Annotated in this window: 20 protein-coding genes; 15 read left to right on the top strand and 5 right to left on the bottom strand. The window is 41.7% G+C overall.

The genetic code is table 11. The features are described from left to right. Window positions 1–47 precede the first annotated feature (47 nt). The 8 genes from AACU32_RS30020 to AACU32_RS29985 all read left to right on the top strand — a co-directional run bounded on the left by AACU32_RS30020 (window position 48) and on the right by AACU32_RS29985 (window position 9,932). Window positions 48–1,697 carry a ribulose bisphosphate carboxylase small subunit gene (locus tag AACU32_RS30020; RefSeq protein WP_096605153.1) on the top strand — a complete coding sequence of 550 codons (1,650 nt, stop codon included), beginning with the start codon at window positions 48–50 and terminating at the stop codon, window positions 1,695–1,697. 216 nt (window positions 1,698–1,913) lie between these two features. After that, window positions 1,914–2,702 (top strand): transferase, encoded by a 789-nt coding sequence (locus AACU32_RS30015; RefSeq protein WP_096605151.1) that lies wholly within the window; start codon window positions 1,914–1,916, stop codon window positions 2,700–2,702. 166 nt (window positions 2,703–2,868) lie between these two features. Next, complete coding sequence (locus AACU32_RS30010) at window positions 2,869–3,657, top strand: BMC domain-containing protein (protein WP_096605149.1); 789 nt, start codon at window positions 2,869–2,871, stop codon at window positions 3,655–3,657. 285 nt (window positions 3,658–3,942) lie between these two features. Further along, on the top strand, window positions 3,943–4,902 hold the full coding sequence (locus AACU32_RS30005) for a LysR family transcriptional regulator (protein ID WP_096605147.1): 960 nt from the start codon (window positions 3,943–3,945) through the stop codon (window positions 4,900–4,902). 156 nt (window positions 4,903–5,058) lie between these two features. Further along, window positions 5,059–6,684, top strand: a complete 1,626-nt coding sequence (locus AACU32_RS30000) for a mucoidy inhibitor MuiA family protein (protein ID WP_096605145.1) — start codon at window positions 5,059–5,061, stop codon at window positions 6,682–6,684. Window positions 6,685–6,700: 16 nt separating this feature from the next. Beyond that, entirely contained in the window at window positions 6,701–7,444 is a 744-nt protein-coding gene (locus AACU32_RS29995; RefSeq protein ID WP_096605143.1) for a metallophosphoesterase, read from the top strand. Between the two features lie 178 nt (window positions 7,445–7,622). Next, complete coding sequence (locus tag AACU32_RS29990; protein ID WP_096605141.1) at window positions 7,623–8,315, top strand: Uma2 family endonuclease; 693 nt, start codon at window positions 7,623–7,625, stop codon at window positions 8,313–8,315. Between the two features lie 228 nt (window positions 8,316–8,543). Further along, window positions 8,544–9,932, top strand: coding sequence for an alkaline phosphatase PhoX (locus AACU32_RS29985; protein ID WP_096605139.1), 1,389 nt, complete (start codon window positions 8,544–8,546; stop codon window positions 9,930–9,932). Window positions 9,933–10,019: 87 nt separating this feature from the next. On the opposite strand, the gene AACU32_RS29980 is transcribed toward AACU32_RS29985, so the two are convergent. Together AACU32_RS29980 and AACU32_RS29975 are read right to left on the bottom strand one after the other, a co-directional pair. Then, window positions 10,020–11,000, bottom strand: coding sequence for an endonuclease/exonuclease/phosphatase family protein (locus AACU32_RS29980; RefSeq protein ID WP_096605137.1), 981 nt, complete (start codon window positions 10,998–11,000; stop codon window positions 10,020–10,022). A gap of 487 nt (window positions 11,001–11,487) precedes the next feature. After that, window positions 11,488–11,688 (bottom strand): hypothetical protein, encoded by a 201-nt coding sequence (locus tag AACU32_RS29975; RefSeq protein ID WP_096605135.1) that lies wholly within the window; start codon window positions 11,686–11,688, stop codon window positions 11,488–11,490. 309 nt (window positions 11,689–11,997) lie between these two features. Here AACU32_RS29975 and mnmE point away from each other — a divergent pair, with 309 nt between their 5' ends. From mnmE to AACU32_RS29955, 4 genes are all read left to right on the top strand, one after another. Then, window positions 11,998–13,392 carry a tRNA uridine-5-carboxymethylaminomethyl(34) synthesis GTPase MnmE gene (gene mnmE / locus AACU32_RS29970; protein WP_096605133.1) on the top strand — a complete coding sequence of 465 codons (1,395 nt, stop codon included), beginning with the start codon at window positions 11,998–12,000 and terminating at the stop codon, window positions 13,390–13,392. 364 nt (window positions 13,393–13,756) lie between these two features. Beyond that, window positions 13,757–14,527 (top strand): SDR family NAD(P)-dependent oxidoreductase, encoded by a 771-nt coding sequence (locus tag AACU32_RS29965; protein WP_096605131.1) that lies wholly within the window; start codon window positions 13,757–13,759, stop codon window positions 14,525–14,527. A 104-nt stretch (window positions 14,528–14,631) separates the two neighbouring features. Beyond that, complete coding sequence (locus AACU32_RS29960; protein WP_096608237.1) at window positions 14,632–15,048, top strand: XisH family protein; 417 nt, start codon at window positions 14,632–14,634, stop codon at window positions 15,046–15,048. Beyond that, window positions 15,036–15,365 (top strand): XisI protein, encoded by a 330-nt coding sequence (locus tag AACU32_RS29955; RefSeq protein ID WP_096605129.1) that lies wholly within the window; start codon window positions 15,036–15,038, stop codon window positions 15,363–15,365. The genes AACU32_RS29960 and AACU32_RS29955 overlap by 13 nt, the downstream gene beginning before the upstream one ends. 1 nt (window position 15,366) lies before the next feature. On the opposite strand, the gene AACU32_RS29950 is transcribed toward AACU32_RS29955, so the two are convergent. Next, window positions 15,367–19,431 (bottom strand): PAS domain-containing protein, encoded by a 4,065-nt coding sequence (locus AACU32_RS29950; protein WP_096605127.1) that lies wholly within the window; start codon window positions 19,429–19,431, stop codon window positions 15,367–15,369. Window positions 19,432–19,598: 167 nt separating this feature from the next. Then, window positions 19,599–20,447, bottom strand: a complete 849-nt coding sequence (locus AACU32_RS29945; protein ID WP_096605125.1) for an alpha/beta hydrolase — start codon at window positions 20,445–20,447, stop codon at window positions 19,599–19,601. Window positions 20,448–20,646: 199 nt separating this feature from the next. On the opposite strand from AACU32_RS29945, the gene AACU32_RS29940 reads away from it, so the two are divergent. From AACU32_RS29940 to AACU32_RS29930, 3 genes are all read left to right on the top strand, one after another. Beyond that, window positions 20,647–21,522 carry a lysophospholipid acyltransferase family protein gene (locus AACU32_RS29940; RefSeq protein ID WP_445223238.1) on the top strand — a complete coding sequence of 292 codons (876 nt, stop codon included), beginning with the start codon at window positions 20,647–20,649 and terminating at the stop codon, window positions 21,520–21,522. 730 nt (window positions 21,523–22,252) lie between these two features. Further along, window positions 22,253–23,653, top strand: a complete 1,401-nt coding sequence (locus AACU32_RS29935; RefSeq protein WP_096605121.1) for a Ppx/GppA phosphatase family protein — start codon at window positions 22,253–22,255, stop codon at window positions 23,651–23,653. Window positions 23,654–23,833: 180 nt separating this feature from the next. Next, window positions 23,834–25,960, top strand: coding sequence for a serine/threonine-protein kinase (locus AACU32_RS29930; RefSeq protein ID WP_096605119.1), 2,127 nt, complete (start codon window positions 23,834–23,836; stop codon window positions 25,958–25,960). Between the two features lie 231 nt (window positions 25,961–26,191). Here AACU32_RS29930 and AACU32_RS29925 read toward each other — a convergent pair whose 3' ends face one another. Further along, window positions 26,192–26,911: a hypothetical protein gene (locus AACU32_RS29925; RefSeq protein WP_339378380.1), complete on the bottom strand. Its 720-nt coding sequence runs from the start codon at window positions 26,909–26,911 to the stop codon at window positions 26,192–26,194. Between the last annotated feature and the right edge of the window lie 5 nt (window positions 26,912–26,916).

Here is a 26,916-nt window from a genome sequence, read left to right as displayed (position 1 = left end):
GGACTATTGACTATTGACAAAAAGCTTAATTTAGGAGGAATCTCGCAATGCCAGCCAGCAGCACGGTGGCACCCCCAACCCCGTGGTCGAGGAACTTAGCTGAGCCAACAATCCATGAAAGCACATTTGTACATACGTTTTCCAAGGTGATTGGAGACGTTCGCATAGGTGCAAATGTAATCGTTGCTCCGGGGACTTCGATTAGAGCGGATGAAGGTACACCTTTTTTCATTGGTGAAAATACTAATATTCAAGATGGTGTAGTAATTCATGGGTTGGAGCAAGGCCGAGTAATTGGTGATGACCAAGAAGAATACTCGGTATGGATTGGGAAAAATGCTTCCATTACCCATATGGCCTTGATTCATGGGCCTGCTTATGTTGGGGATAATTCATTTATTGGCTTTCGCTCTACAGTATTTAATGCCAGGGTGGGTGCGGGTTGCATTGTGATGATGCACGCTTTAATTCAAGATGTAGAAATTCCCCCTGGTAAGTATGTACCTTCAGGAGCGATCATTACTAATCAGCAGCAAGCTGACCGCTTACCAGATGTGCAAGCGCAAGATCAGGAATTCACCCATCATGTAGTAGGAATTAATCAGGCACTAAGAGCTGGCTATCTGTGTGTTGCGGATAGTAAATGTATTACACCCATTCGGGATGGATTAAAAAAATCTTCTACAGGAAATGGCATTACTGTTTTAGAGCTAGAAAGGAGTAGTGAAGTGGCGAGCAGTCGTTTGAGTGCAGAAACAATAGAGCAAATACGCTATTTGTTACAGCAAGGGTATAGGATTGGCACGGAACACGTAGATCAAAGAAGGTTCCGCACCGGTTCTTGGACAAGTTGTCAGCCGATTGATGCGAGATCTCTGGGTGAAGCGATCGCCGCTTTAGAAAGTTGTCTGGCAGATCATGCAGGCGAGTATGTGCGCTTATTTGGCATTGACAACGGTAAACGGCGGGTATTGGAAAACATCATTCAACGTCCCGATGGCACAGTTTCCGCACCACCTACCTTTAAAGCTCCGGCGGCTCAGTCTAATGGCAGCTACAAAGCTAGTAGTAATGGTAACGGTGCTGGTGGTGGACTAAATGCGGAAACCGTAGAACAGATCCGCCAGCTGTTGGCTGGTGGTTACAAAATTGGCACAGAACATGTAGATGAGCGCCGCTTCCGCACAGGTTCCTGGCAAAGCTGTCAGCCGATTAATTCCAATTCTACGAATGAAGTGATTGCGGCTCTACAAGATTGTATCAACAACCATCAAGGTGAGTATGTACGTTTAATTGGCATTGACCCCAAAGCCAAACGTCGGGTATTAGAAAGCATTATCCAACGTCCCAATGGCCCAGCCCAGCCATCTAGCGGCCAAAAATCCTTTACTAGTAGTGCGCCCACGGCAACAGCCACAGCCACCGCAACTAGCACCCGCTTAAGTGGCGAAGTTGTAGAACAACTACGGCAATTACTAGGAGCCGGGTATAAAATTAGCGTTGAACATGTAGACCAAAGACGTTTCCGCACAGGTTCTTGGACAAGTACTGGCCCAATTCAAGCCAATTCAGAAAGAGAAGCGATCGCGGCCATAGAAGCACAGCTTGCGGAATACGTAGGAGAATATGTGCGCCTAATTGGCATTGATCCCAAAGCCAAACGTCGGGTACTAGAGACAATTATCCAACGCCCATAACAGTGAAGGATGAAGTATGAAGTATGAAGTATGAAATGGTAGGGAATGTAAGTTAAGTCTTGAAATCTTTGTAATTGTTGAGAAATTTACAAAACCACATATCCGCCATAAATTTGATTTTTCATCCTTCACCCTACCCTTCGGGAAGGGCTTCGCCCTACATCCTTCATCCTTTAGAAGTTTCTAATTTTTCCGGCTTCCGAGGTGACAATTTCCATGTCTGTGCCGCCACTGCGCCTCAGCAATAACTTTGAATCTTATATTAGTGGCGAGGTGACTATTCATCCGAGTGCAGTACTCGCACCAGGGGTGATACTCCAAGCGGCTTTAAACAGCAAAATCATCATTGGCCCTGGGGTCTGTATTGGTATGGGGTCGATTCTGCAAATTCATGAAGGAACCCTAGAAATAGAAGCAGGAGCAAACTTGGGAGCCGGTTTTCTCATGGTTGGTCAAGGTAAAATCGGAACAAATGCTTGTATTGGTTCAGCGACAACAGTGTTTCACTGTTCGGTTGCGCCAGGACAAGTAATTCCACCTGGTTCAATTTTGGGAGACTCCAGTCGGCAGATTGGTGCTACAAAACCGGAACCAGTAACCAATAATGCTTCTAATAATCCGCAGGCGGCAAGAGAACAAAAGACTTTGATTGGGAGACAAAGAAACAAGAGTCAAAGTAGCAATGGGGAAAAAACTACTTCCTCCACTAGCGTCTCTGCTGGAATTTTCCTAGAATTACAACACCAGTCTAGTTCCGAATCTGTGCCTCCTACTCAAGAGCCAGATGAATCTCCTGCTGTAGAAGAAAATCCCGCGTTGGGCGCTTCTAATTTAGAAGCAGCAGTAGAATCTCAAGAATCTAATAAACCTGCTACCGAATCACCCAACAGTTTTGGTAATCAAATTTATGGTACAGGTAGCATTCAAAGACTATTAGTCACATTGTTTCCCCATCGACAATCTCTAAATGAACCAATCTCTGACGATCACTCATCTGAAGGATGAAGGATGAAGGCTAAAGTATGAAGTATGAAGGATGAAATTCCAGTTAATTTAGGAGTTTAATTTTCATATGTTCCAGACTCGGCCCGAAAAATATAACACTTAGCTTTAGTCTTAGTGTTTTCATTCTTTATCCTTTATCCTTGCTGTGAGTATCCGGAGACTTCATATGGAAACATCTAATCAAAGAATTATTAGCACTGTTGAGGCCTCTCGTCAGCGAGATAGCTTCAAGGACACTGCTTTGGGTTTAGTATCTACCCTGAGTTTTCCGGCGATCGTCGGGACTGCGGACATGATGCTGAAATCAGCAGGTGTGCATTTAGTTGGTTATGAAAAAATTGGTGGTGGTCATTGTACAGCCATTGTTCGGGGTGGAATCGCCGATGTGCGTTTGGCTGTAGAAGCTGGCGTGCAAACTGCCGAACAGTTTGGCCAATTGGTTTCTAGCTTAGTCATTCCCCGTCCTTATCCTAATTTGGAAATAGTGCTGCCAATCACTACTAAACTCAGTAAAATCATGGAAGACGGAAATTACAGCCGTTTGAGTAACCAAGCCGTTGGTTTGGTGGAAACGCGGGGATTTCCGGCGATGGTAGGAGCCTGTGATGCCATGCTGAAATCAGCTGATGTGCATTTAGCAGCGTATGAAAAAATTGGTGCAGGATTGTGTACAGCCATTATTCGTGGCTCAGTAGCAAATGTTGCAGTAGCAGTGGAAGCAGGGATGTATGAGGCAGAACGCATTGGAGAGTTGAACGCAGTAATGGTGATTCCTCGGCCTTTAGATGAATTGGAGCAGACGCTACCATTAGCAAGCTGCTGGATAGAACACCGTCAACCAATCAATTTACCGGTGAATATCAGAGAGCAAGTTGCCGAAATCGTCGAACCGCTTCAGTTGCCAGATTTAGCCCAGTTACCCGTCAAAGTTTTAGAAGAGTTTTTAGAAGAATGATGAATGGTGAATGATGAATTAGGAATGATGGACTGTAGGCAATCCGCATTCAGGATTCAATATTCAGCATTCATCTTGAGCTGGAAGGCATCTTACGCTTTGCTTTGTTGTTCTGATAATAACTGTTTCAGTCTATAAGGAAAAGATCTAACTCGTAATAGGATTCATAGAGTAATATCTATAGATATGAATCATAACTTTTGTATGAGCAATGCTATCGCTAATGCAAGTGTTCAGTGATACTAGATTTATATCAAAAGTATCGCTATTAGAGGAGAATCACCCTTGAACCAAGCGACGCTACACCAGTTGAAGGTGTTCGAGGCGGCAGCAAGACACGGTAGCTTTACTCGTGCTGCTGAGGAATTGTTCCTCACCCAACCCACCGTTTCCATGCAGATCAAGCAATTAACAAAATCAGTTGGTTTGCCTTTATTTGAGCAGGTGGGTAAGCGCCTATATTTGACCGAAGCAGGACGGGAATTGTTTGCTACTTGTCGGCAGATTTTTGAGACGATAGCCCAATTTGAAATGAAAGTAGCAGATTTAAAAGGGCTAAAACAGGGTCAATTAAAATTGGCAGTCATTACAACAGCAAAATATTTTGTTCCGCGTTTATTGGGGCCATTTTGCCAACTTTATCCCGGAATAGATATCTCGCTGCAAGTAACAAACCACGAGCGGATTTTAGAGAGAATGGTGAATAATATGGACGACTTGTATATTATGAGCCAAGTCCCAGAAAATATTGATGTGAATTGCCAGCCATTTTTAGATAATCCCTTGGTTGTTGTTGCTCCCATTAATCATCCACTATCAAAAGAGAAAAACATTCCCATCCAACGTCTTGCCCAAGAACCTTTTATTATGCGAGAACCAGGTTCAGGAACCCGTCGTGCTGTGCAAAGCTTATTTGATGAACATGAAGTCACAGTGAACGTGAAGCTGGAATTAGGAAGCAATGAAGCAATTAAACAAGCGATCGCCGGGGGTTTAGGAATTTCGGTTTTATCTCGTCATACCTTAATTCCCGACACTTCTGAGTTCAGCATTCTGGATGTACAGCATTTTCCCATTAAACGCACTTGGTACATGGTTCACCCTTCTGGTAAGCAGCTATCGATTGTCGCTCGTACCTATTATGATTACCTGATTAATGCGGCAAGGAATTTTATTGAGCAAAATACTTCTTTTGCCTGGGGTACTTTTGAGCAAGTCAAGGATGAAGAAGGGGTTATGAGCTAGGGGCTAGCGCCTCTCTGCGAGACGCTACGCAAACGGCTTTGCTCGGCGACCGGGAGCAGGGGAGCAGCGCCGAGCGACCCTCGGCGACCGGGAGGAGAGGAGACTGTTGTCTATTGCCGAATTGACAAATGACAAATAACAACTGACAACTGACAAATGACAACTGACAATCCAGAAACGCCATGTTTACGCCAGACTGTAGAAAGCCAGATTGTGACTGTGACAGTGTACAGCGATCAAGCCCTAGTCACAAGACGGGGTATGGTTTCCTTAACGGGAGGGGAACAGGAATTAGTCATTACCTCATTACCGGTAACGCTAGAAACTGATTCGTTGAGGATTGGCGGTAAGGGTACAGTGGGGGTGCGCTTGTTGGGTGTCAGCAGCGATCGCATCTATACTACCGAACCCGTTGCAGAACGTGTAGCCCAACTAACCAGACAAATTCAGCAGTTAGAAGCCGAACAACGTCACCTGCAAGCGCAAATCGATGCTTTAGCTTTGCAGTCTAGTTTTATCGCTGGCTTGCGGGAAAAGACAGAAGAACCCTTTTCTCAGAGTTTGTCGCGGAAAAATCTCAGCCTCAGTGAAACCCTAGATTTTCTCAATTTTTTGGGAAGCCAGTATAGTGAATATGCGATCGCTTCTGGGGAATGCAAAACCCAACAAGAAGAACTAGAAAAGGAGTTACAAGTTCTTCGCGCCTCACTGCAAAAAATCCAAACACCCCACCCCAAAGAAAGTTTGAACTTAATTGTCGCAGTGGAAGTTGCTGGTGCAGGCGACTTTGAGCTAGAGCTTTCTTATGTGGTGAATCGCGCCAGTTGGACTCCGCTTTATGACTTACGCTTTAGCAATACCAGCAATATTGTCAATCTCACTTACTTAGCAGAAGTAACCCAAAGCACAGGCGAAGATTGGCTAGGTGTAGCTCTCACCCTTTCTACAGCTAAACCTGGATTAAGTACACTCCCACCAAAACTCCAACCTTGGTATATAAATACTCCCAGCCCGTCACCAGAATTTATGCAGCGTAGAGTCAGACAAATGCCCATGATGGCGGCTCAATCAGCGCCTGCTGGTGCAATGGATGAACAAGAAGATGAATTTTCAGAAGATAGTCTCATAGAAGCTGAAACTGTTGTTGCTGAAGTATCCAAAGAAGGAAGTGTAGTTACATTTAAACTCAATGGTGGGGGTAACATTCCTAGTGATGGCGCACCCCATAAAACTACAATTTTTAATGATGATTATCCTAGTAGCTGCGATTATATAGCAATGCCACGGTTAGTCAGCTTTGCTTATCTCCAAGCTAAGGTGAAAAATAGCGCCAACGGTGCAACTTTGTTACCAGGAAAAGCAAATATTTTCCGTGACAATATGTTTGTCGGGACAACAAATTTAGAGAATATCCCACCAGGGCAAGAATTCAAAATTAATTTAGGAATTGATGAAGGTTTAAAAATTGAGCGTGATTTAGTTGAGCGTCAAGTTGACAAAAAATTGATGAGCAGTCAACGCCGGATTACGTATGCTTATCGGTTGATAATTACTAACTTGCTTAATCAAGATACTCATCTCACACTCACTGAACAATTACCAGTTAGTCGTAACGAGCAAATTAAGGTACGTCTCACCCGCACGAGTCCTCAAATTCAACTGGGAGAAATGGGGATTTTGGTATGGGAGTTAACTCTACCTGCACAAGAAAGAAGAGAAATATCTTATCAATTTACTGTTGAGAATCCACCTGAATTAACAGTTATTGGCTTGGATATTTAAAATTTGATATTTGATTATGAAAATTCAAATATATAGTGATTTACACATTGAATTTCAGCCTTTTACTATTTTTGTTACAGATGCTGATGTTATCGTCTTGGCTGGAGATATACATTTAAGAGAAAAAGGAGTGAAATGGGCAATTGAAAATATTCAAAATAAACCTGTTATTTATGTATTAGGTAATCATGAATATTATGGTAGTGCCTATCCTAAGCTAGTGAAAAAACTCAAAAATTATGCCTCAGGGACTAACGTTTATATTTTAGAAAATGATTGGGTAACTATTAAAGATGTAACTTTTCTAGGTTGTACTTTATGGACTGATTTTAAACTTTTTGATAATGCACATATTGCTAGTTATGAAGCTAGTCAAAATCTGACTGATTTTAAAAAGATTAGATTAGACCCTCACTACTCAAAATTAAAACCTATTGATACAGTAGAAATTCATAGAAAATCAGTTAGTTGGTTAAAAAATACTTTATCTAGCTTGTCTGAAAAAATTGTAGTTGTTACCCACCATGCTCCAAGTAAAAAATCTCTACATTCACAACATCAAGAAGATATCCTAAGTGCTGCATATGCCTCAAATTTAGATGATTTTGTTGATGAATCGGATGCTACGTTATGGATTCATGGTCATATTCACAAGCATTTAGATTATAGAATTAGCTCCACCCGCATTATTTGTAATCCGCGCGGATATCCTGATGAATTAAATACTTTTTTTGAGCCGGAATTTTGTATAGAAATTTGATTTATTATCGAGTAATAATAAAATTATATAAGATTATTAACAGGCAAGCATTCTCAAGCATCTGTTAAATTAGATATTTTAAATATGATGATTTAACCTTTGAGTTTATCGGATGTCGGAGGTAGGCGATCGCTCTTCGCTGCTACGCTAAACTTATAGCACTGAGACACTTAACGCCATGTCTGTTGCCGAAGATTTAGCTACCCCAGAAAATGTTATATTTCCCCCAGGGGATTTATACAGTGACGAACCGCCTTTGGAAACTGACTTACATCGTCTACAAATGACGTTGCTGATCCAATGTCTTGAGTTGTTGTGGCGAAACCGCAATGACTTTTATGCGTCCGGCAATATTACAATTTATTACAGCCCACGCCAGCGCAAATCAGAAGATTTTCGCGGCCCAGATTTTTTTGTGGTGCTAGGAACTGAACGCAAACCTCGTAAAAGTTGGGTTGTTTGGGAAGAAGATGGCAAGTATCCCAATGTGATTATCGAACTGTTATCCAATTCCACAGCTTTAACTGATAAAGGCTTGAAGAAACAGATTTATCAGGATACCTTTCGTACACCGGAATACTTCTGGTTCGATCCTCATAATTTAGAATTTGCTGGATTTGTATTGATAGCTGGTAAGTATCAAGCAATAGAACCTAATACTCAAGGTTGGTTGTGGAGTCAGCAACTAGAGTTATATTTGGGAGTTGAACAAGAAAAGTTACGCTTTTTCACTGCTGAAGGACAACTAGTTGTAACACCAGAAGAACTTGCTCAACAAGAAAAGCAACGCGCTGAACAAGAAAAGCAAAGAAGCGATCGCTTAGCAGCAAAACTGCGAGAATTAGGGATTGATCCAGATACTATTGGCTAAAAAAACTTATTTTATATATCATAAATTACGTATATTTTACCATATATTAAATATTTTTTAATTTATTAAATAAAGAATATTTCGGGAGCAAATTTTGATAATTGCTTTCTAATAACTGCATATATATTTGGCACTGAAGACTCAATCTTAACTTTGCCTTACTTATTTATTAACAAGAGATTCATAGGATTTTGAAACTTCTGAGTTTTGCTGAATCTCCTCTAAAGTATGAACTTATCAAGACGAAAATTTTTCCAGTTAGCTGGTGCGAGTGCTATTGGTGTGACGATGCTTTCTCCTTTGGAAGCTTTTTATGCCAGAACTGCTAATGGTAAAGTCCCCAGAGGAATTGGTTATGGCCCATTAGAGCCAAAGATGCCGATAAATGTGGATGAACTTGCTGGTGTTAATGTTGGTGGAATTGACTTGGGAACTACTCCCTTACTGAAACTTCCCCCAGATTTTAACTACACCGCAATATCCTATACAGGCCAAACTATGGATGATGGGGCACTAGTGCGAGGTAATCATGATGGTATGGCTACTTTTGATGGCCCCAGAAACTCGATAATTGTGGTGCGAAATCACGAGTTGAATCCTAGTAATTCTAGTGGACTAGTTGCCTCCCCACTATATGACCAACTTGGCGGCGGGACAACAACGCTGGTGATTGATTCTCGGAAGCGTCGGGTGAAAAAGCATTTTGTTTCTCTCGCAGGGACTATTCGTAACTGTGCTGGTGGCCCTACTCCTTGGGGTTCTTGGATTAGCTGCGAAGAGAATTTGACTATTCCTGCGCCAAATAATACAGCCACCAAGAAGCATGGCTATAACTTTGAAGTTCCAGCAACAGCAGATATTCGAGTTGCTCAACCTATTCCTCTGGTTGCAATGGGACGCTTTAACCATGAAGCTGTCGCCATTGATCCGAGAACTGGATGGGTATATCAAACTGAAGATGACGGAAATAGCTGTTTTTATCGCTTCCGTCCCCATGAAAAACGTAACCTGCGTGCTGGTGGAGTGCTTGAGGCATTAGTTATTGAAGGAATGCCAACAGTTAATACTGGCAAGAATTTTCTCCAATATAAAAACCAACCATTGCCGGTCAAATGGGTAAAGATTGATAATGTTGATCCTGATACTAATGACTTAACTGCTTCTGTGCGCTATCAAGGACAAAGTAAAGGTGCTGCCATCTTCTCGCGAGGTGAAGGCGCTTGGTATGGCAATGGCTTAATTTACTTTACCTGTACCAATGGTGGCGATGTCGGACAAGGACAGGTTTTTGCTTATAAACCCAACAAACATGACCCGAATCGTGGCACTCTCACCTTGATTGTGGAATCTACCAGTAGTGAGGAACTGAATTTTCCTGATAACATTACTGTCGCTCCTTTCGGCGATCTCTTCTTATGCGAAGATGGCAGCGATACGGAATTTGTGATCGGCGTTAATCAGAAAGGTGAACTCTATAAGTTTGCCGCAAATGCTGTTAACGAAAGTGAATTTGCTGGTGCTTGCTTCTCGCCGGATGGTGATACCTTGTTTGTCAATATCCAGACTCCTGGGATTACACTGGCAATTTGGGGTCCCTGGAGAAGAAAAAGAGATTAATAATTCGTAATTCGTAATACTTCGACTTCGCTCAGTACGAGTTCGTAATTCGTAATTAATAGGACTTACGCTTTGCGTAAGTTCTAGTTAACTTAAAACTAAGTCAGTAATTAATGGTGCATGGTCAGAATTGGCATTTGTTCCTGTATAAATTCGAGATACACGAAAGTGCTTGCTGACGAAGCAGTGGTCAATAGGAATATTCATCAGCGGAATGACCCAGCTTGGTAGATTGACGTGAGTTGCTGGTCGGGGCCAGCTTGGTAAAATGCCAAAACCTAAGCGAGTGTTATGCAAATTTGTTTTATTGATAAATTTTCGATAATAAGGCGACCACGGTGTTAAGTTAAAATCTCCCATAATAATTAATGGCTGATTGAGTTGGTGAATATAATCACTCAATGCTGCTAACTGAAGATTACGGCTGTGAAAGGTATTGCGTTTTATCGGTATCAAGGGATGAGTGCCAATTAACTTAATAGGCTGTTTATTTACTGTTAAGGTTGCTATGAGGTTATGACCGCCTTTGCCATTAAAATTGTCTGCATTCACATCTTGAATAGGTAAGCGGCTAAATAGAGCAAGTCCACCACCAGGACTTCTAAAAGTATAAGGTAAAGTATTTTTTAAACCTATCTTTAAACTTTCAAAAGCAGTTGGATCAATTTCAATCAATAAAGCTGCATCAGGTTGATTATCCTGCACTACATTAATAATTTCTTGATAATTATAATTTTGGGTATTAATGTTAAAAGATAAAAGCCGAATTTGGTTGGTTGCATTTCCAGCTAACTGTTGTGCATGAGGTAAATACCAAGGAAGCACCTCAATTATGTTTAAGCCCACCAGTAATAAGGCGGCAATAACTATAACTTTACTTTTAATTTGGCGAGTTTTCCAAAGAATACCTAAAATACTGGTGATGATTAACGATATGATTAAATAATGAACTCGAAAATGAGCGAGTAGTTCTAGAGGCCAGAACCAAGCTATGTAGCTTCCTAAAGATAAAAATCCTAAAATCAACAGGGTAGCGGTGGCGACAATTAAAAGTATTCGTTGATTCATGGCTTAATTACTTGCATCAGATACAGACTCATCAATTAACATCAAGCACCGTTCAGTATTTTTCGGAGATTGGTGTTAATTTCACAGCCAATTTGCGATCCCAGTTCTCTGTAATGATGCTCTTAATTAAATCTTGCGCCTGTGCGTCAGCTTAATCAGTTCCTAGTACTGAGTCAAACGAAATTTACTAAATTCCTAGTCAGGAGTTTAATCCTGACTACGAACTTAGCTGAATTCACACAAACCCTGATATATATAGATTTTGCTTGGAGAAGATTGTTCCCTACCCAGGTATGTTGATGATTTTTCCAGTGAAATAGAAGTCCCTGACTTCGCCGATGAGATAGCGAAAAATTATAAAAGGACAGCTGATGGTACTAACAAAATCAGCAGCTGTCCAGACAGAACACCCGCTTGGGGCGTAAACACAAAGCGGCTTGTCGTTAGACATCGCTTAGCAGTAAAAAAGCGATAATTGAGCAGAAGACTACTGATCGTCTGGCAAAACCCATTTTGGCGGTTCCATCATTTTTCGTCGCAGTCGTTCTTCTGCCATTTCCAGCATTTTATCTAGAGAAGTATCTTCAATAAATTGTGCTGCTGCTTCTCTAAATTCAAGGTTGGGACATTTATCCCCTAAAACACAACCGTTTACGCAGTCTACAGCGCAGTTAATTTTTTGCTCCACAGTGAATCCCTCTCTATCAGAGCGTATCTACTCTTCAGATAAATCTTACCTTGCTAGTTGCTCTCCTATTAGTTTAAATACTTACCATTATTTAGTATAGAAGTCCTTGATCCCTAGACTTCTGTCCTTAGTAAGAGACAAAATACAGGTGACGCAAAAAGCCACTCAGGGATTAGGTACTGGGAAATTCTGACCACATTGGGAAGAAGTCAAAGTACATTCCCTAACTTTTACGCCCCTTGAATCCTTTCCCCACCTCATGCCAAAGTACCTGTTAGGCTCGTATTATATTTGCTGAAAAGGGCGCTCATGTCGGAAATATTTGCCACTACCGGAACCATCGCCGCGATCGCCACTGCTGTTGTCCCCCAACAGGGTAGCGTGGGTATTGTGCGGGTGTCTGGTTCCCAAGCGATCGCGATCGCCCAAATTCTTTTTTATGCGCCAGGTCGTCAAGTTTGGGAAAGTCACCGCATTCTCTATGGCTATATCCGCCATCCCAAGACGCAAACACTGGTGGATGAAGCTTTGTTGTTGATTATGCAAGCGCCTCGTTCTTACACCCGTGAAGATGTAGTGGAATTTCATTGTCATGGGGGAATTATGGCTGTGCAGGAAGTATTACAACTGTGTTTGTCAAATGGTGCAAGGCTGGCACAGCCCGGAGAATTTACTCTGCGCGCCTTTTTAAATGGGCGTTTGGATTTGACGCAAGCTGAAGGGATTGCTGATTTGGTGGGAGCGCGATCGCCCCAAGCGGCTCAAACTGCTTTAGCTGGGTTACAAGGTAAATTAGCTCATCCTATCCGCCAGTTACGCGCTAACTGTTTGGATATTTTGGCGGAGATTGAAGCGCGGATTGATTTTGAGGAAGATTTACCTCCGCTGGATTGTAAAGCTATTATATCAGAAATTGATCGCATCGCCGCAGAGATTAGTAATTTATTGGCAACCAAAGATAAAGGCGAACTGCTACGCACTGGTTTAAAAGTGGCAATTGTCGGACGGCCGAACGTTGGGAAATCCAGCTTACTGAATGCTTGGAGCCAGAGCGATCGCGCCATAGTTACCGATTTACCTGGAACTACTCGCGATGTTGTGGAATCTCAGTTAGTTGTTGGTGGTATTCCCGTGCAAGTCCTAGATACAGCGGGGATTCGGGAGACTACAGACCAAGTAGAAAAAATTGGCGTAGAGCGATCGCGCCGTGCTGCTAGTGCTGCGGATTTAGTATTGTTGACCATCGACGCTTCTGTTGGTTGGACTCAAGGCGATCAAGAAATTTATGAACAGGTGCAACATCGTCCATTAATTCTAGTAATCAACAAAATTGATTTAGTACCGACAGATGTAAAAAATACTCTTCAATCCCAAATCCCAAAACCCAAATCTAAAATTTTCACAGCAGCAGCACAAAACCAAGGTATTGAAGATTTGGAAACAGCAATTTTGGAGATAGTTCAAGCGGGAAAAGTCCAAGCTGCTGATATGGATTTAGCAATCAATCAACGACAAGCAGCAGCTTTAATAAAAGCCAAAATTTCTCTAGAACAGGTGCAGACGACAATTGTTGAACAACTACCCCTGGATTTTTGGACAATTGATTTACGAGATGCAATTCATGCATTCGGAGAAATTACTGGCGAGGAAGTTACAGAATCTGTGCTTGAAAGGATTTTTAGTAAGTTTTGTATTGGTAAGTAAGTAGGGGTAATAGAAATATTGGTGAGGGTTGTCATTGGTCATTTGTCATTGGTAAGGATACCAAGCGTGTTTAACTTTTGTAGTATATTTGATTTTGTTTCCGCATACTTATACCGTTTCTTTGTTAGCTTTGCCAAACTCTCTTAATCTCTTATTTCTTGGCGTACTTGGCGCTCTTGGCGGTTAATTTTTTACATCCTAGGATAATTAGACGCATCTTCATACAGAATTGGTATTACTTATATACAGTACTTACCCAAAGTTAACGGAAAAATGAACCGCAGAGGACGCAGAGGACACGGAGAAATGAGACTTTAAGAGGTTTTTGCGTAAGGAATCATACATTTACATGGAGAAGAATATTATGTCTTTTATTGATGAAATTAATCAGGTAAATGCATTGATTGTGGGAGCCAGCCAAGGTATTGGTTTAGGTTTCGTAAAAAAATTATTATCAGATGAGAGAATTAGCAAAATTTATGCTACTTATCGTCAAGCAGAATCAGCTGGGGAATTAATTACTCTAGCTGATAACAATTCTGAGAGATTAATGTGTTTGTCGGTAGATATTACGGAAGAAGCGCAAATTGCCGAAGCGATTAAGAAAATTAGTCATCAAGTTAACAAGCTGCATTTGGTAGTTAATTGTGTAGGTTTATTACATGAAGGTAATTTGCAACCAGAGAAAAGTTTACGACAAATAAATCCCGAAAATTTACTGCGTTACTTTCAAGTTAATAGTATTGGTGCTGTTTTATTGGCAAAGCATTTATTGCCATTATTGAAACATAAAGAACGCAGCGTTTTTGCAAGTATTTCTGCCAAGGTTGGGAGTATTGGTGATAACCAACTTGGTGGATGGTATGGTTATCGCGCTTCTAAAGCTGCACTCAATATGTTTATGCGTACAACTGCAATTGAGTATGCTAGAAGTAGTCCTAAAACTTTGGTGGTGACATTACATCCAGGGACAACAGATACCCGCCTTTCGCTTCCGTTTCAAGGTAATGTTCCAGCGGAAAAGTTATTTTCTGTAGAACGCAGTGTTAGCCAATTACTGGATGTAATTGAACAACTCAAAGATGGCGATAGTGGACAATTTTTTTCTTGGGATGGAAGCCGCTTGCCTTGGTAGGATAAAATATAGTATTTTTGTACTGTGTCAAATCTGCTGACTTTGGCGAAGCTTTGATAGCTGCTGCCAAAAAACTGGACAGAAACTATATTTATAATCAAATTATGTCAGCTAGAGATATTTTTCATCGTGCTGTGCGTTCAGCTTTAGACAAGGATGGATGGATAATTACTGATGATCCTTTATCAGTGAAAGTGGATGAAATAGAGTTTTATATAGACTTAGGAGCCGAGAGACTTATAGGTGCGCAAAAAGCTGGTCAAAAAATTGCAGTTGAGATTAAATCTTTCCTTGGTACATCGGAAATTAGTGATTTTTATGTGGCTCTAGGTCAAACATTAACATACCGCTCGGCATTACGTAAAAAAGACCCAGATAGAGTTTTATACCTGGCAATTTCCGAGGATATTTATCGAGATTTTTTTATTCGTGCTTTTATTCAAGAGATTATTGCTGAACATAGACTGAAGCTGATCATTTTTGAACCTATTACAGAAGAGGTTTTGCTATGGAAAGAATAGACTATCGTGAATTAGTACAGACAATTCTCAAAGGTCATTCAATTCACAATGCCAATGATGTTACAGAATTACAGCTAATTTTTGATCAAGAACGTGACCATTATCAAGTTCTTCATTTGGGATGGGAAGGATTAAAGCGAGTTTATGGTTGTATTATTCATGTGGATATTAAAGATGGCAAAATTTGGATTCAGCGCGATGGAACTGAGGTAGGAGTAGCTAATGAGTTAGTTGCCGCTGGAGTACCAAAACAAGATATTGTTTTAGGTTTTCATGCTCCTTATAAGCGGAAGTTTACTGAGTTTGCAACCGATTGATTTATTCGCTTTGCAAAACTTGGGCGATCGCTTCTAGCAACTCGTCTGGATCAACTGGTTTGGAGAGATACATCTGAAATCCAGCTTGTAAGGCTTGCCGTTGATTGATTTCACCTGCATAGGCAGTTAAGGCGATCGCTTTTAACTGTCCCCCTTGTTGTGGTGGAAAGGTTCTAATCTGCCGTAGCAATGTATAGCCATCCATTTCTGGCATACCAATGTCAGCCAATAAAATATCAGGTACTTTTTGATTGAGTACTTGCAATACCTCTTTGGCTGAGGATACTGAAATTACCTCAGCACCGGCTTGTTCTAAAATGAAGGTGACTAATTCTAAATTGTCTGCTTCATCGTCCACCGCTAGCACTTGAATTCCCTGCAAAGTTCCCATCTCTTCGGTTACTGCTTCCGCCTCTGTTGGAGACGTTGATGTTAATAGTAGTGGTAGTTTGACTGTGAAGGTGGCTCCCTGTTGCTCTCCTAGACTTTCAGCTTTCACAGTTCCCCCATGTAATTCTACAATGTGTCGCACGATCGCTAATCCTAATCCCAAACCACCAAAGATTCTGGTGATGCTGCTATCAGCTTGACGGAAAGAATCGAAGACATAGGGCAAGAATTCCGGTTTGATACCTCTGCCTGTGTCTGTGACTTGAATTTGAGCCTCTGTATCAAGTGTTTCTAATCTAATATTAATTAGACCACCAACAGGTGTGAATTTCACGGCATTCGAGAGCAAATTCCAGATCACTTGTTGCAACCTAGCTGTGTCGCCTAACACATGACCAACATTAAATGTCAAATTGGTGAGAATTTGAATGCCTTTAGCTTCGGCTGCTAAACTGACGGTTTCAATGGCGGCGGCAATTGTGGCTTTTAAATCAACTGGTGTAGAATTTAAAATGAGCTTGCCTTGTAAAATCCGCGAAATATCGAGTAAATCTTCAATCAGTTGCACTTGTAACTTAGCATTGCGCTCGATGGTTTCCAAGGCGAAGGCTGTTTTGTTAACATCCAGGTTGCCTTGGCGGAGTAATCTAGTCCAGCCGACAATGGGATTTAAGGGTGTTCGCAGTTCATGGGAAAGAACAGCGAGAAATTCGTCTTTGGTGCGGTTTGCTACTTCGGCGGCGGCTCTAGCTCGTTGCTCTGCTTCATAAAGTTGGGCACGAGCGATCGCACCAGCTGCTTGCTGACATACTGCTAAAATAAACGCCCGCTCATCTTGATTCAAGGAGGAAAATTCCCCAAAACCAAGGGTAATTCCTCCGACTGCTCTACCCTCAATCATCAACGGTAAGGAAATCCAAGCGGCATAATTATAGCTACCATAGATATCTGCTAGGTGAGGATAACGAGCGACGCGCTGTGTATTCGATTCTTCCCAAACAGGTTTTCCAGTCCGAATAGCTTCTGCTAGTGGACTAGATGAAGCGATCGCCATCCGCCGCCATGAATTAACGATATCTGCTTGGAAACCAACAGAGTGGATAATTTCCAATTCTGTGCGATTATCACAGACAATTGCTACCAGAGCAGCAGTAGCATTCAGCACCGAAATACTCTGTTCTACAATCACTTCAGCAACTTGAGCAGGTGTCAGCGACTCTGAAAGGGCGGCGGTAACTGACTGTAGACGAGCTGTGCGATCGGCAATTTGTTCTGCTTGCTGACGTGCTTGTTGTGCCTGTTCATACAGTCGAGCATTGGCGATCGCCATCGCGGCTCGGTCTGCTATATCTTGTAATAATCGAGGATGATCGTTGCTATAGGGATTTCCCGGACGTTCCCGCGAAATACTCAATGCCCCAATGATTTGCTCTTGCACTTTCAACGGTATTATCAACAAACTATAAACGCCAAACCGCTCTAAATAAGACAAATATTCTCGTTTAATGGAATGACGCAGTTGCTCTGGCGTTATAACTGGTAAGAAAACTGTCTCACCTGTATGTATAACTTGTCCGATAATATCATCATCAACAGCACGGGGATATTCTAGTAGTTTGCCAATAAATTCTTTAATCTCTGGATTGATATGGTAGTAAGACACAGTATCCAGCCACTGTCTATCTTCAGATAACAAACTTAACACACAAGCATCACCAGTCAATTCACCAATTAGTTGGGTGATGGTGTCTAAAATTGTCGGCAAATTCAACCTAGCTGCGGCAAAAGTTTGTGAAGCTTGAGCCAAAAACCGCTCTCTTTGCTCGCTGCGTTTGTGGTCATCAATATCTGTGGCTGTCGCTAACCAACTAATGATACTGCCATTTTCGGCTTTGATAGGTACAACTCTACTCAAGTGCCAACGATAGACACCATCAAACCTTTTGAGCCGAAATTCTATTGTGTAGCTATTACCTTTTTCTAAAGCCTCTCTCCACTTATCCTGGGCTAAGGGGAGATCGTCAGGATGCAAAACAGGTTGCCATCCATGAGCTTGAGTTTCCTCTAAAGTTTGTCCAGTGTAGTCAATCGAACTTTGATTGCAGTAATTGGTGATACCATTGGCATCAGACATACAGACAAGCTGCGGTAGAGATTCTGCCAAAGAACGATAGCGTTCCTGACTCAAGCGCAAAGCTTCCTCGGCTTGTTTGCGTTCGCGCAGCGCTGCTTGCAGTTCGCTGATATCCAAGTACGCTCCTACTACTCCTCGGATTTTACCCTGCTCATCTTTGATGGGAACTGCTTTACCGTAGATATGCCGCACTACGCCATCTTCAAACACAAGTTCTGCTTCTTCGCATATTTCCTGTCCGGTACGTCCAGCTTTCTGCAAAGATAATTCTTCGGTTGGCAAATCTTGACCATTGCGTTGCGTCTTAAACTGGAAGCGATACACCCCATCGGCAGGTGTGGCGGTAGCAATGGAACCAGGATTTGCCCGCATTAACTCGTAAGCTGCTGTATTTACAGTTACCTCATGACATTCTGGATCGTGAGCTAGCCAGACAGCAGCCGGCACTACTTCCATAAAAGCTTCTAATTCCTCTGCTCGCGCCCGTGCTTGTGCTTCAGTTTCTTTGAGGGCTGCTTCCGCTAGTTTATGTTCAGTAATATCATGGGAAATGCCGATTATTTGCTGTGGTGAGCCATTGTCTGTACGGATAAAAATTAAATCACGGCTCCACAACCAGCGCCATTCTCCATTACTGTGGCGCATCCGGTACTCCCACTCAATAATTTCCCCATCTTCTGCTTGCTCAAACCTGTCTGAGTGGGCAGGTAGTGTGGCGAGATCGTCCGGATGCATCAGCAGGGCAAATAACTGGTTGCCCATTGCTTGTATTTGCATGGGAGTGTAACCCAAAATTTCAACTATTTGCTGATTGATATAAATATTACGCTGCTCAATCAGGTCATAAATGTACAAAATCCCCGGCATAGCATCAGCAATCTGTTGAATGAACCGCTGATTTTGTTGCAGTTGCAACTCTGTTTGCTTGCGATTGCCAATATCTTGAAACACCATGACGCACGTTGTTGGGCGATCGTACATTGCAGGTAAAGTATCGGCATGAACCAGCAGTGAGTAAATACCCGTCGGCGTGTGCCAGTTCAACTCTGCCCCTTGAATTTTTTCGCCTCGTGCAACTCGGACTGCTGGTAGTTGTTCTGGAAGAATCGGTTTACCTGTAGCGTCAGTGCAGCGAAAATCTCCGTCATAGATTCCCGCCGGGCGATCGCTATAAATTTCACCTCCTGCCATTTCGTTTGCCGCTTGATTGGCAAAAGTGAAGCAAGCGGTATTTGGATCAATAAATAATAGGGGAATAGGTAGCAGATTCAGTACTGCTTCTAACCATTGGCGTTCATTTGCTTGGGTTTGTTCTAATTGCTGGCGGCTATTTACTGTTACAGAGCTACCAAGATTTTTGTCAGCAGAACTTGATTCCAAGCTGCGGGCAAAGCGTTCCACCAGTTCAGAACGGGAAATACCACGTTTATTTGCTTCCTGCTTCAGGCTCTGCCAAGCTGTCTTAGTCAGTGATAAGTTAACTGCCTGTTTAGATTCTAATCCCCAACTTTTGATAAATTTACCTGTGCGATCGCGTTTCACTAAGGCACTGCCCGTATACCTATATGGCTAACCTTATTAAATCACAGGAATTAGCGAGATGAAATCTAACTATCAGTCTTATCAAAATCTACTTTTAGGATGATGACAGCAATTCATGTAAATTTATTAGATACTTTTCAAAATGCCCGAGTTTTCGTAATTACGAATTACGAATTATTATGTTTTTCTAACCAGTTTTCTAAATCAGTCAATACCTCTTGGTAATTTAGGTCACTGTGCAATTCATGATAAGCCTCCGGATACACCACGCGCAACTTATCTTTGTAAGTTACTAGCTGGTAAAATCTCTCACCTCCCTCTGGTAAAGCTACTCGGTCGGCTCCACCGTGGAGAATTAATAACGGCAATTGCCAATCAGCCGCATGGGTATAAATCCAATCAACTGTGGTAAAGTACTCGGTAGCTAGACGCGCAGTACCTAGGGTATGTCTTTGAGGATCTTGGGCGTAGGCAGCTAAAACCTTTTCATCTCGTGAAGCAGTAGACAGATCAATACCAGTACTTAAGGTGAACTGCGGCCAGATGCGGGAGAGTAGCTTACCTATAAGTAACCGGACTTTTGATACACCAACTTTTCCTAAAACTGGTGCCAGGGCGATCGCACCTTTTAATGTCGATGCTTCTTTAGGATGGCGTAAAATATAGTCTAAGACAACTACTGCACCTAAGCTATGACCCATGACAAAAATTGGGCAGCCTGGATGCTTGGTCTGAATCAACTCAATAAAAATTCTCAAATCTTCACGAAACTCTGCCCAACTATTAATATGACCACGCTGTCCTGGCGAGCGTCCATTACCACGCATATCGAAAGCATAGACAGCATATTGTTTAGGTATAAGTTTTTCAATTATATTTCCAAACCGACCGCTATGCGCTCCCAGCCCATGCACAATTACTAATATTGCCCTTAATTCACCTTCTGGTAGCCAGCTTTGGTAATACAGAGCCAGCTTCCCCACACCTTTAAAAGTATCTTCACTGTGGTAAATCATCTTCTTGATTTTTAGTACTTGTTTTAATTTTCTAACCAGAGATTGGTTAATAATATGGCCTCAAGAACTAAAATTTGTTTATCAATGCAAAAATAATTTTAGGGAATTTGTGGCTCAAAACTGCGCTGATGGAGCAACTTTTCAGGCACAAGAAAATCAAACAGAATCAGACACTTTACCGCCTTTAACTACGGCAGCAATACAACGGGTGCAAGAGGGTTTAGCGGCGGCTGTCAATCCGGCTGTGGGCGAAATAATTACGAAAACTCTCCAGCAATTGACAGCAATGACTGTTGAGCATTCAGAACCGAGAGTTAGCGGTAGGGTGCGTCGCTGCGTTTTGCGATCGCTCATTCATACTTTTTTTCGCGTCCGCGTCGAAAATTTAGCAAGGCTGCCTCAAAAACCTGCAATTTTGGCTGTTAACCATCTCCACCATATCGATCCTTTTCTCTTACTGGGCGAAATTCCTACCCAACCTTATTACTACATCCTCGGTGACGCTCGTACCCTCTACAACAAGTGGTGGAAACGCTTCATCCTCAGCTTTGCTGGCGGTGTAATTCCTTTAGCCCGGATGTGGAAAGAAGAATTTGCTGTCATAGCAGAGGCGAAAGCAGGACGACAAGATTTAGTGGAATTGGCGACAGCGCTGGAGTTGAACGTACCCAAAGGCGGAGATATCCACACACTACGACAATGCGATCGCATTGTGCTGAAAATCTTGGCTCGTGATGATGGGATAATTCTATTTCCCGAAGGAAGATTAGGGGAAACTGAAGGTAAATTGCATGTCCCCTTGAAGCGCGGAACTGTGATCTACGCCCTCAAATCGGGTGTTCCCATAGTACCAGTAGCATTGATTGGCACTCATGACCTATTTTTGGGAAAAAAGTTAACTATTCGCTTTGGTCAGCCTTTATACTTTTCTCAAAGCACCTCACCAAAGCGCCAGGAAGTCGATGCAGTTGTAGTGGCGTTACAAAATGCAATGCTTGCTTTGTTACCAAAAGATTACCAAGAACCAACAGGAATCAAGCTATTTCGCAATTTCCTTAATCACTTATTTTGGTGACTAGGGATTAGGGATTAGGGGCTAGGGCGTGTTTTCAAAGTCTTAAATACCCCCAACCCACCTTAAAAAGCTACCGTGTATACACAAGTATACTCCGCAAGGGTTTCAAGCCTTTAGTTCCCCATAAATACCTCACTTTTGAGCAACTGGAAACTCAATTTCTTGGGCTTATTTTATACCTAGGGCAATGAAACCAAGTTTTAGGTGGTATTTCCAGACTTACGTACAAAAAGCCCCAAACAGTATCCGGATTTCGGCGGACACCCTCTTAGACTTTTGGGTGAATTATTAAGTTCGCCAGCAGTATTAGTTACTGGTCAAAAATTTATCAAATTAATACAGAATAGTTTATTTTATATATATAAAATACTTTAAAGCAGTATTTTATACTTAAGAAACAGTTTTTTTTATGACTAGCAGGTTGGATTATATAGATAAGGTTGACATTTATGGTTCTTCCGTCCTCTTGATGCAGATTGAGAATTTTTTGTCGCAAAACCATTACGGAACACATATTAAAAGCGATTATGTTACTTTTCTATGCTAAATCCTTACGCAATAATGCTTTCAACTATTTTTTCTATAAAAATAACCAAAGAAGCATATTTGTTGTATCTGATAAATATTGATGACAAAAATGATTTTGTCATTCAAATTTTCGCAAAGACATTGAAACATCAAAACAAAAATAAAGGTTTATTTAATATTTAGAAAGCAGGACTAAGGTGTTATGCAACAGAACAAATGGATGTGCAACGGCATTGTAGAGGATGGTCAGCAGCATCCTAACCAAGAGCTTCAAGGTATACATAAGCCATACAATAACTATGGTAATGATTGTGTCATATGTCATTTGACACAGGAACAAGTGGTAGGTGACGCTTCTAAGTCTCCTTTTAAAGCGATCGCGATTTCACTACTTGCAGGTATCCTTGCAGCTTTAGGGGTTGGGTGTCGCGCGGTTGTTAGTTCGTCGTCACCGAATCCGTCAGCGTCAGCGTCAGCTTCACCATCAAAAGAGACCGGAAATCAATGCAGTACAGATAAACTTGTCAAGAAATCGGGTAATTTGTTTGGTGCTGTTGAGGTAGGTAGTAAGGGTGTAAAAGGAAAGGTGATTCAAGAACTGGCAACTCTTAATGAGGATGGAGCAAAACTTGTAGTTTTTAGAAAAGAAAAAATTGAAGATCGAAACGTGAATGCTGCTGACCCCAACTCAAAATCGGCAACTATTGTGGAAGCTGTAAAGTCTACGTTTCAGGATATCCAAAAGCGATTTAACATCTCCTGTGAGCAAATAGTGATATATGGAAGTAGTGGGCTTGCAGAGGAACTGGCAAAGAAAGCTCCTCAGAAGAAGGAAGTTATTGTCCAAGAAGTCCGACAAGCAACTGGAAGGATGATGAAATTTATCACCTCAGAGGAAGAAGGTAGTTTTATTTTTGATGGGGTTGTTCCAGCGTGGAGACTTAACGAGACTATTGTAGTTGATATTGGATCGGGTAATACGAAAGGAGCTTACCTTGACTCTAATAATAAACACATTACATTTTCTTTTCCTTTTGGCACAGCGGCTTTTACTAAGGAAGTAAAACAGAGCCAGGGAAATATCGATTTTACGAAAGCGGCAGAAAATGCCAAGCAGAAAGAGTTAATACCACAAATAGTCAGTGAAGTTCAGCGTAAACCAGGTATGCAAAATTTATCAAGAGTATATCTATCAGGTGGTATCTCATGGGCACTATCTACACTTACAAAACCTTGCTCAAAAGAATACATTGTAATAGGAAAACCACAAGAACGGCTTGATTCATTTGTGCCAATTTCTTCAGAAGACATTAAGACTTTTTATTACAATGCGACACAAGATCCGAAGGCTCTATTTAACCCAGACCTAAGTAATTGCAGTGCTGAACGTCGAAAAGAAGTGCAAGAAGATATAGCAAACATTAAAACAAAGATTTTTTCAGGAGACGAGCTAATTGCAGGATCTGAAATTCTTCGCGCTTTTAATCAAGAATTGAATTTTTCTGGAAAACAAGTTTTCTTTGTACGTTCTGCAAAAGATGCTCTTCCGATAGGTTATCTCAAGCAGCAGCTAGAGAAGGTTGAGGAAGATGCTGATCAGTAAGCACCTATGGGACAGACTATTAGCACCGAAGATTTTGAGAATACCTCTAATGTGTAACTAGAAAACTAATTAGAGTCTTCAGCGAATTAATACATAAATTAAACAAAATCAATCGTAATTTTACTGAAAAATCTTGGTAAATGACTGATAATACTTGTATGTGCCAGTATATCTACAGTCATGCTCTGTTGTCTCAACCCAGCTTGTCAGAATCCTTCCGTACATGACAGTACCAAATATTGCCCCAATTGTGGTGCTCCTTTGTTGATACTTAGAAATCGGTATCGTCCGGCTAAATCTTTAGGTGGTGGTGGCTTTGCCAAAACCTATTTGGCAGAAGACGTTGATAAATTAAAGGAAAAATGCGTTATCAAGCAATTTGCACCACAAGTACAGGGAACCACAGGACTGCAAAAGGCGACGGAATTATTTGAGCAGGAAGCGAGGAGACTACAACAGTTGGGAGAACACCCACAAATTCCCACTTTGTTGGCTTATTTTCAAGAAGATAGTCATTTGTATTTAGTGCAGCAATTTATCAATGGGCAGAATTTACTCGAGGAACTGCAACGAAACGGAACTTTCAGCGAGGAAAAGATACGGGATTTATTGCAGGATTTGTTAAATATTCTCCAGGTTGTACATCAACAAAAGGTTATTCATCGCGATATTAAGCCAGAGAATATAATTCAGCGTGAGGATGGCAAAATTGTTTTAATTGATTTTGGCGCATCAAAGCAACTGACACAAACGGTAGTGGCAACACAAGGAACGATGATTGGTTCTTTCGGTTATGCACCTTTGGAACAAATGCAGGGAGGAGAAGCTTACCCTGCTGGTGATTTATATGGTTTGGGTGCAACTTGTTTTCATTTGTTGAGTGGGATTCATCCTTGGGAATTGTGGAAGCGACAAGGTTATGGTTGGGTTGCAAATTGGCGAGAAAATTTACAGCAACCAGTCAGTCAAGAATTGGGGCAAATTCTGGATAAGTTGCTGCACGAAGACTATCAGCAGCGTTATGGCTCGGCACAAGAAGTATTACAAGCTTTCAACCCTCCACCTACACCAGTACCGCCAACCCAGCCTGTAATTATAACACCACCGTCATCACCGTCTGTTGTACCGCCAACCCAGCCTGTAATTATAACACCACCATCATCACCGTCTGTTGTATCGCCAACCCAGCTTGCAATTTCTACACCAGCACCATCGCCAGTACCTCCGACAGTACCCATTCAAGCACAAGCAATACCAGCAGCATCGATAAAGCCGCCTGCAAAGACAAAAATAGCAACAAAAAACCTATTAACACAAAATCCTAAGCTGAAAACAAGGTTATTGGTGGGTGCTGCTATTACCTTATTGGTGTTAGTTGGAAGTCAAATCTATGGCTATGTTCGCTATCAAGGTGTTCTCAGTAATTCTTTCTCAGAAAGAACCCTCCCTGTGCATTCTAGTTTAGTTCGTTCCGTTGCCATTAGTCCAGATGGTAAAACCCTTGTCAGTGGCGGGTACAAAACTATCAAACTGTGGAACCTGGAAACCGGAAAAGAAATCCGTACTCTCACAGGACATTCTGGTAACGTTAGTTCCGTCGCCATTAGCCCAGATGGTAAAACCCTCATCAGTGGTAGTGAGGATAAAACTATCAAACTGTGGAACCTGGAAACCGGAAAAGAAATCCGTACTCTCACAAGAGATTCTGATTTGGTTAGTTCCGTCACCATTAGCCCAGATGGTAAAACCCTTGTCAGTGGTAGTGCCGATAATAATATAAAACTGTGGAACCTGGAAACCGGAGAAGAAATCTCTACTCTCACAGGACATTCTGATAAGGTTAGTTCCGTCGCCATTAGCCCAGATGGTAAAACCCTCGTCAGTGGCAGTTATGATAAAACCATAAAACTGTGGAACCTGGAAACCAAAACAGAAATCCCTACTCTCACAAAAAAACATTCTGATAGCGTTAGTTCCGTCGCCATTAGCCCAGATGGCAAAACCCTCGCCAGTGGTAGTGCGGATAATACCATCAAACTATGGAACCTGCTAACTGGAGAAAAAATTCACACCTTTACAGGACATTCTGATTTGGTTAGTTCCGTTGCCATTAGTCCAGATGGTAAAACCCTCATCAGTGGCAGTTGGGACAAAACTATCAAGCTGTGGAACCTGGAAACTGGAAAAGAAATCCGTACTCTCACAGGACATTCTGATAAGGTTAGTTCGGTTACCATTAGCCCAGATGGCAAAACCCTTGTCAGTGGCAGTTGGGACGAAACTGTCAAACTTTGGCAGCTAGAATAAGAACGGCAATTTTAAATACCCAATGGGGGAATGTAGATATCCAAAGAATTTATTTGAAACTATAATTTATTTTTTTCTTCTCTGAATGTGCGGAATGTGGGTTTAAAACACGCCCTAGGGGCTAAGAGGTGAGGCAGTGTGGGGAGTTTACCCATGCCCAATGCCCCATGACGGCAGTTGCTACAACGGAGGAGACCTCCGCAACGCACTGCCTCCCCAATGCCCAAAAACTTAAGGCTGACTCTGCAACTTCTTCATTTCGTGCTGCACATCTAAAGCAATCTGCAATGCCTGATTGAGTATACGTCCATGCTCAGTAGCCTGTTCGGTAACTTGCATCGCTGTTAAAGCTGCTAAATTATTAGCAAAAAAATCGCTATTATTGATAATAAAATTTTTATTTTCCCGCAAAATTTTTTCTGTTTTCAAAGCCCGCACTAAATCATTTTTAGTAAGTTGTAGTGCTTCCATAATTCTTTCTCGCTCACGAATACTTACACCTTCGTTACCTGCATCTTCTATTTGATCGTTAATATCTATTGCTTTAATAATCGCATTGTATCTATCTACATCGTTTAATAAAATCTTTAGAGAATGTGTCATGTTTGCTTTGAGCAGCTTATGACGTTTTTTCCAAAGTATATATAAACCTATTTGGGTAACTCCCCCCATCCATAACCCTAAAACTATCAACACAAACCAGGAGGGAACTGTTAGCCATAGATCAAATAGCTTGAGCATAAAATCAAATATTATATAGGCCGCAACCAAGCTAGAAAAGCTGATAAAAACTACGGTAGCACCTTCAGTTCCTTTAATTTTTTCTATAACTTGCTTTACAAATCGCCCTAGAGGATCAATAATATTTATGAGTTCATCTTTAACAGGCAGATTAGTCAGGTGTTGTAGTTCTTTCGGACTAATCTCCAACCCTTTTAAATCATCCCGCACAGCTT

Source organism: Calothrix sp. NIES-2100, assembly GCF_963875285.1.
Lineage (GTDB): Bacteria > Cyanobacteriota > Cyanobacteriia > Cyanobacteriales > Nostocaceae > Aulosira.
The sequence above is the reverse complement of the archived record's forward strand: the minus strand, read 5'-3'. Positions and strand labels throughout refer to the sequence as shown.

Bases quoted from the DNA above. Each gene is read 5' to 3' on its own strand.
- AACU32_RS30020 (WP_096605153.1), top strand. From the start codon at position 48: ATGCCAGCCAGCAGCACGGTGGCACCCCCAACCCCGTGGTCGAGGAAC.
- AACU32_RS30015 (WP_096605151.1), top strand. From the start codon at position 1,914: ATGTCTGTGCCGCCACTGCGCCTCAGCAATAACTTTGAATCTTATATT.
- AACU32_RS30010 (WP_096605149.1), top strand. From the start codon at position 2,869: ATGGAAACATCTAATCAAAGAATTATTAGCACTGTTGAGGCCTCTCGT.
- AACU32_RS30000 (WP_096605145.1), top strand. From the start codon at position 5,059: ATGACAACTGACAATCCAGAAACGCCATGTTTACGCCAGACTGTAGAA.
- AACU32_RS29995 (WP_096605143.1), top strand. From the start codon at position 6,701: ATGAAAATTCAAATATATAGTGATTTACACATTGAATTTCAGCCTTTT.
- AACU32_RS29990 (WP_096605141.1), top strand. From the start codon at position 7,623: ATGTCTGTTGCCGAAGATTTAGCTACCCCAGAAAATGTTATATTTCCC.
- AACU32_RS29985 (WP_096605139.1), top strand. From the start codon at position 8,544: ATGAACTTATCAAGACGAAAATTTTTCCAGTTAGCTGGTGCGAGTGCT.
- AACU32_RS29980 (WP_096605137.1), bottom strand. From the start codon at position 11,000: ATGAATCAACGAATACTTTTAATTGTCGCCACCGCTACCCTGTTGATT.
- mnmE (WP_096605133.1), top strand. From the start codon at position 11,998: ATGTCGGAAATATTTGCCACTACCGGAACCATCGCCGCGATCGCCACT.
- AACU32_RS29965 (WP_096605131.1), top strand. From the start codon at position 13,757: ATGTCTTTTATTGATGAAATTAATCAGGTAAATGCATTGATTGTGGGA.
- AACU32_RS29960 (WP_096608237.1), top strand. From the start codon at position 14,632: ATGTCAGCTAGAGATATTTTTCATCGTGCTGTGCGTTCAGCTTTAGAC.
- AACU32_RS29955 (WP_096605129.1), top strand. From the start codon at position 15,036: ATGGAAAGAATAGACTATCGTGAATTAGTACAGACAATTCTCAAAGGT.
- AACU32_RS29945 (WP_096605125.1), bottom strand. From the start codon at position 20,447: ATGATTTACCACAGTGAAGATACTTTTAAAGGTGTGGGGAAGCTGGCT.
- AACU32_RS29935 (WP_096605121.1), top strand. From the start codon at position 22,253: ATGCAACAGAACAAATGGATGTGCAACGGCATTGTAGAGGATGGTCAG.
- AACU32_RS29930 (WP_096605119.1), top strand. From the start codon at position 23,834: ATGCTCTGTTGTCTCAACCCAGCTTGTCAGAATCCTTCCGTACATGAC.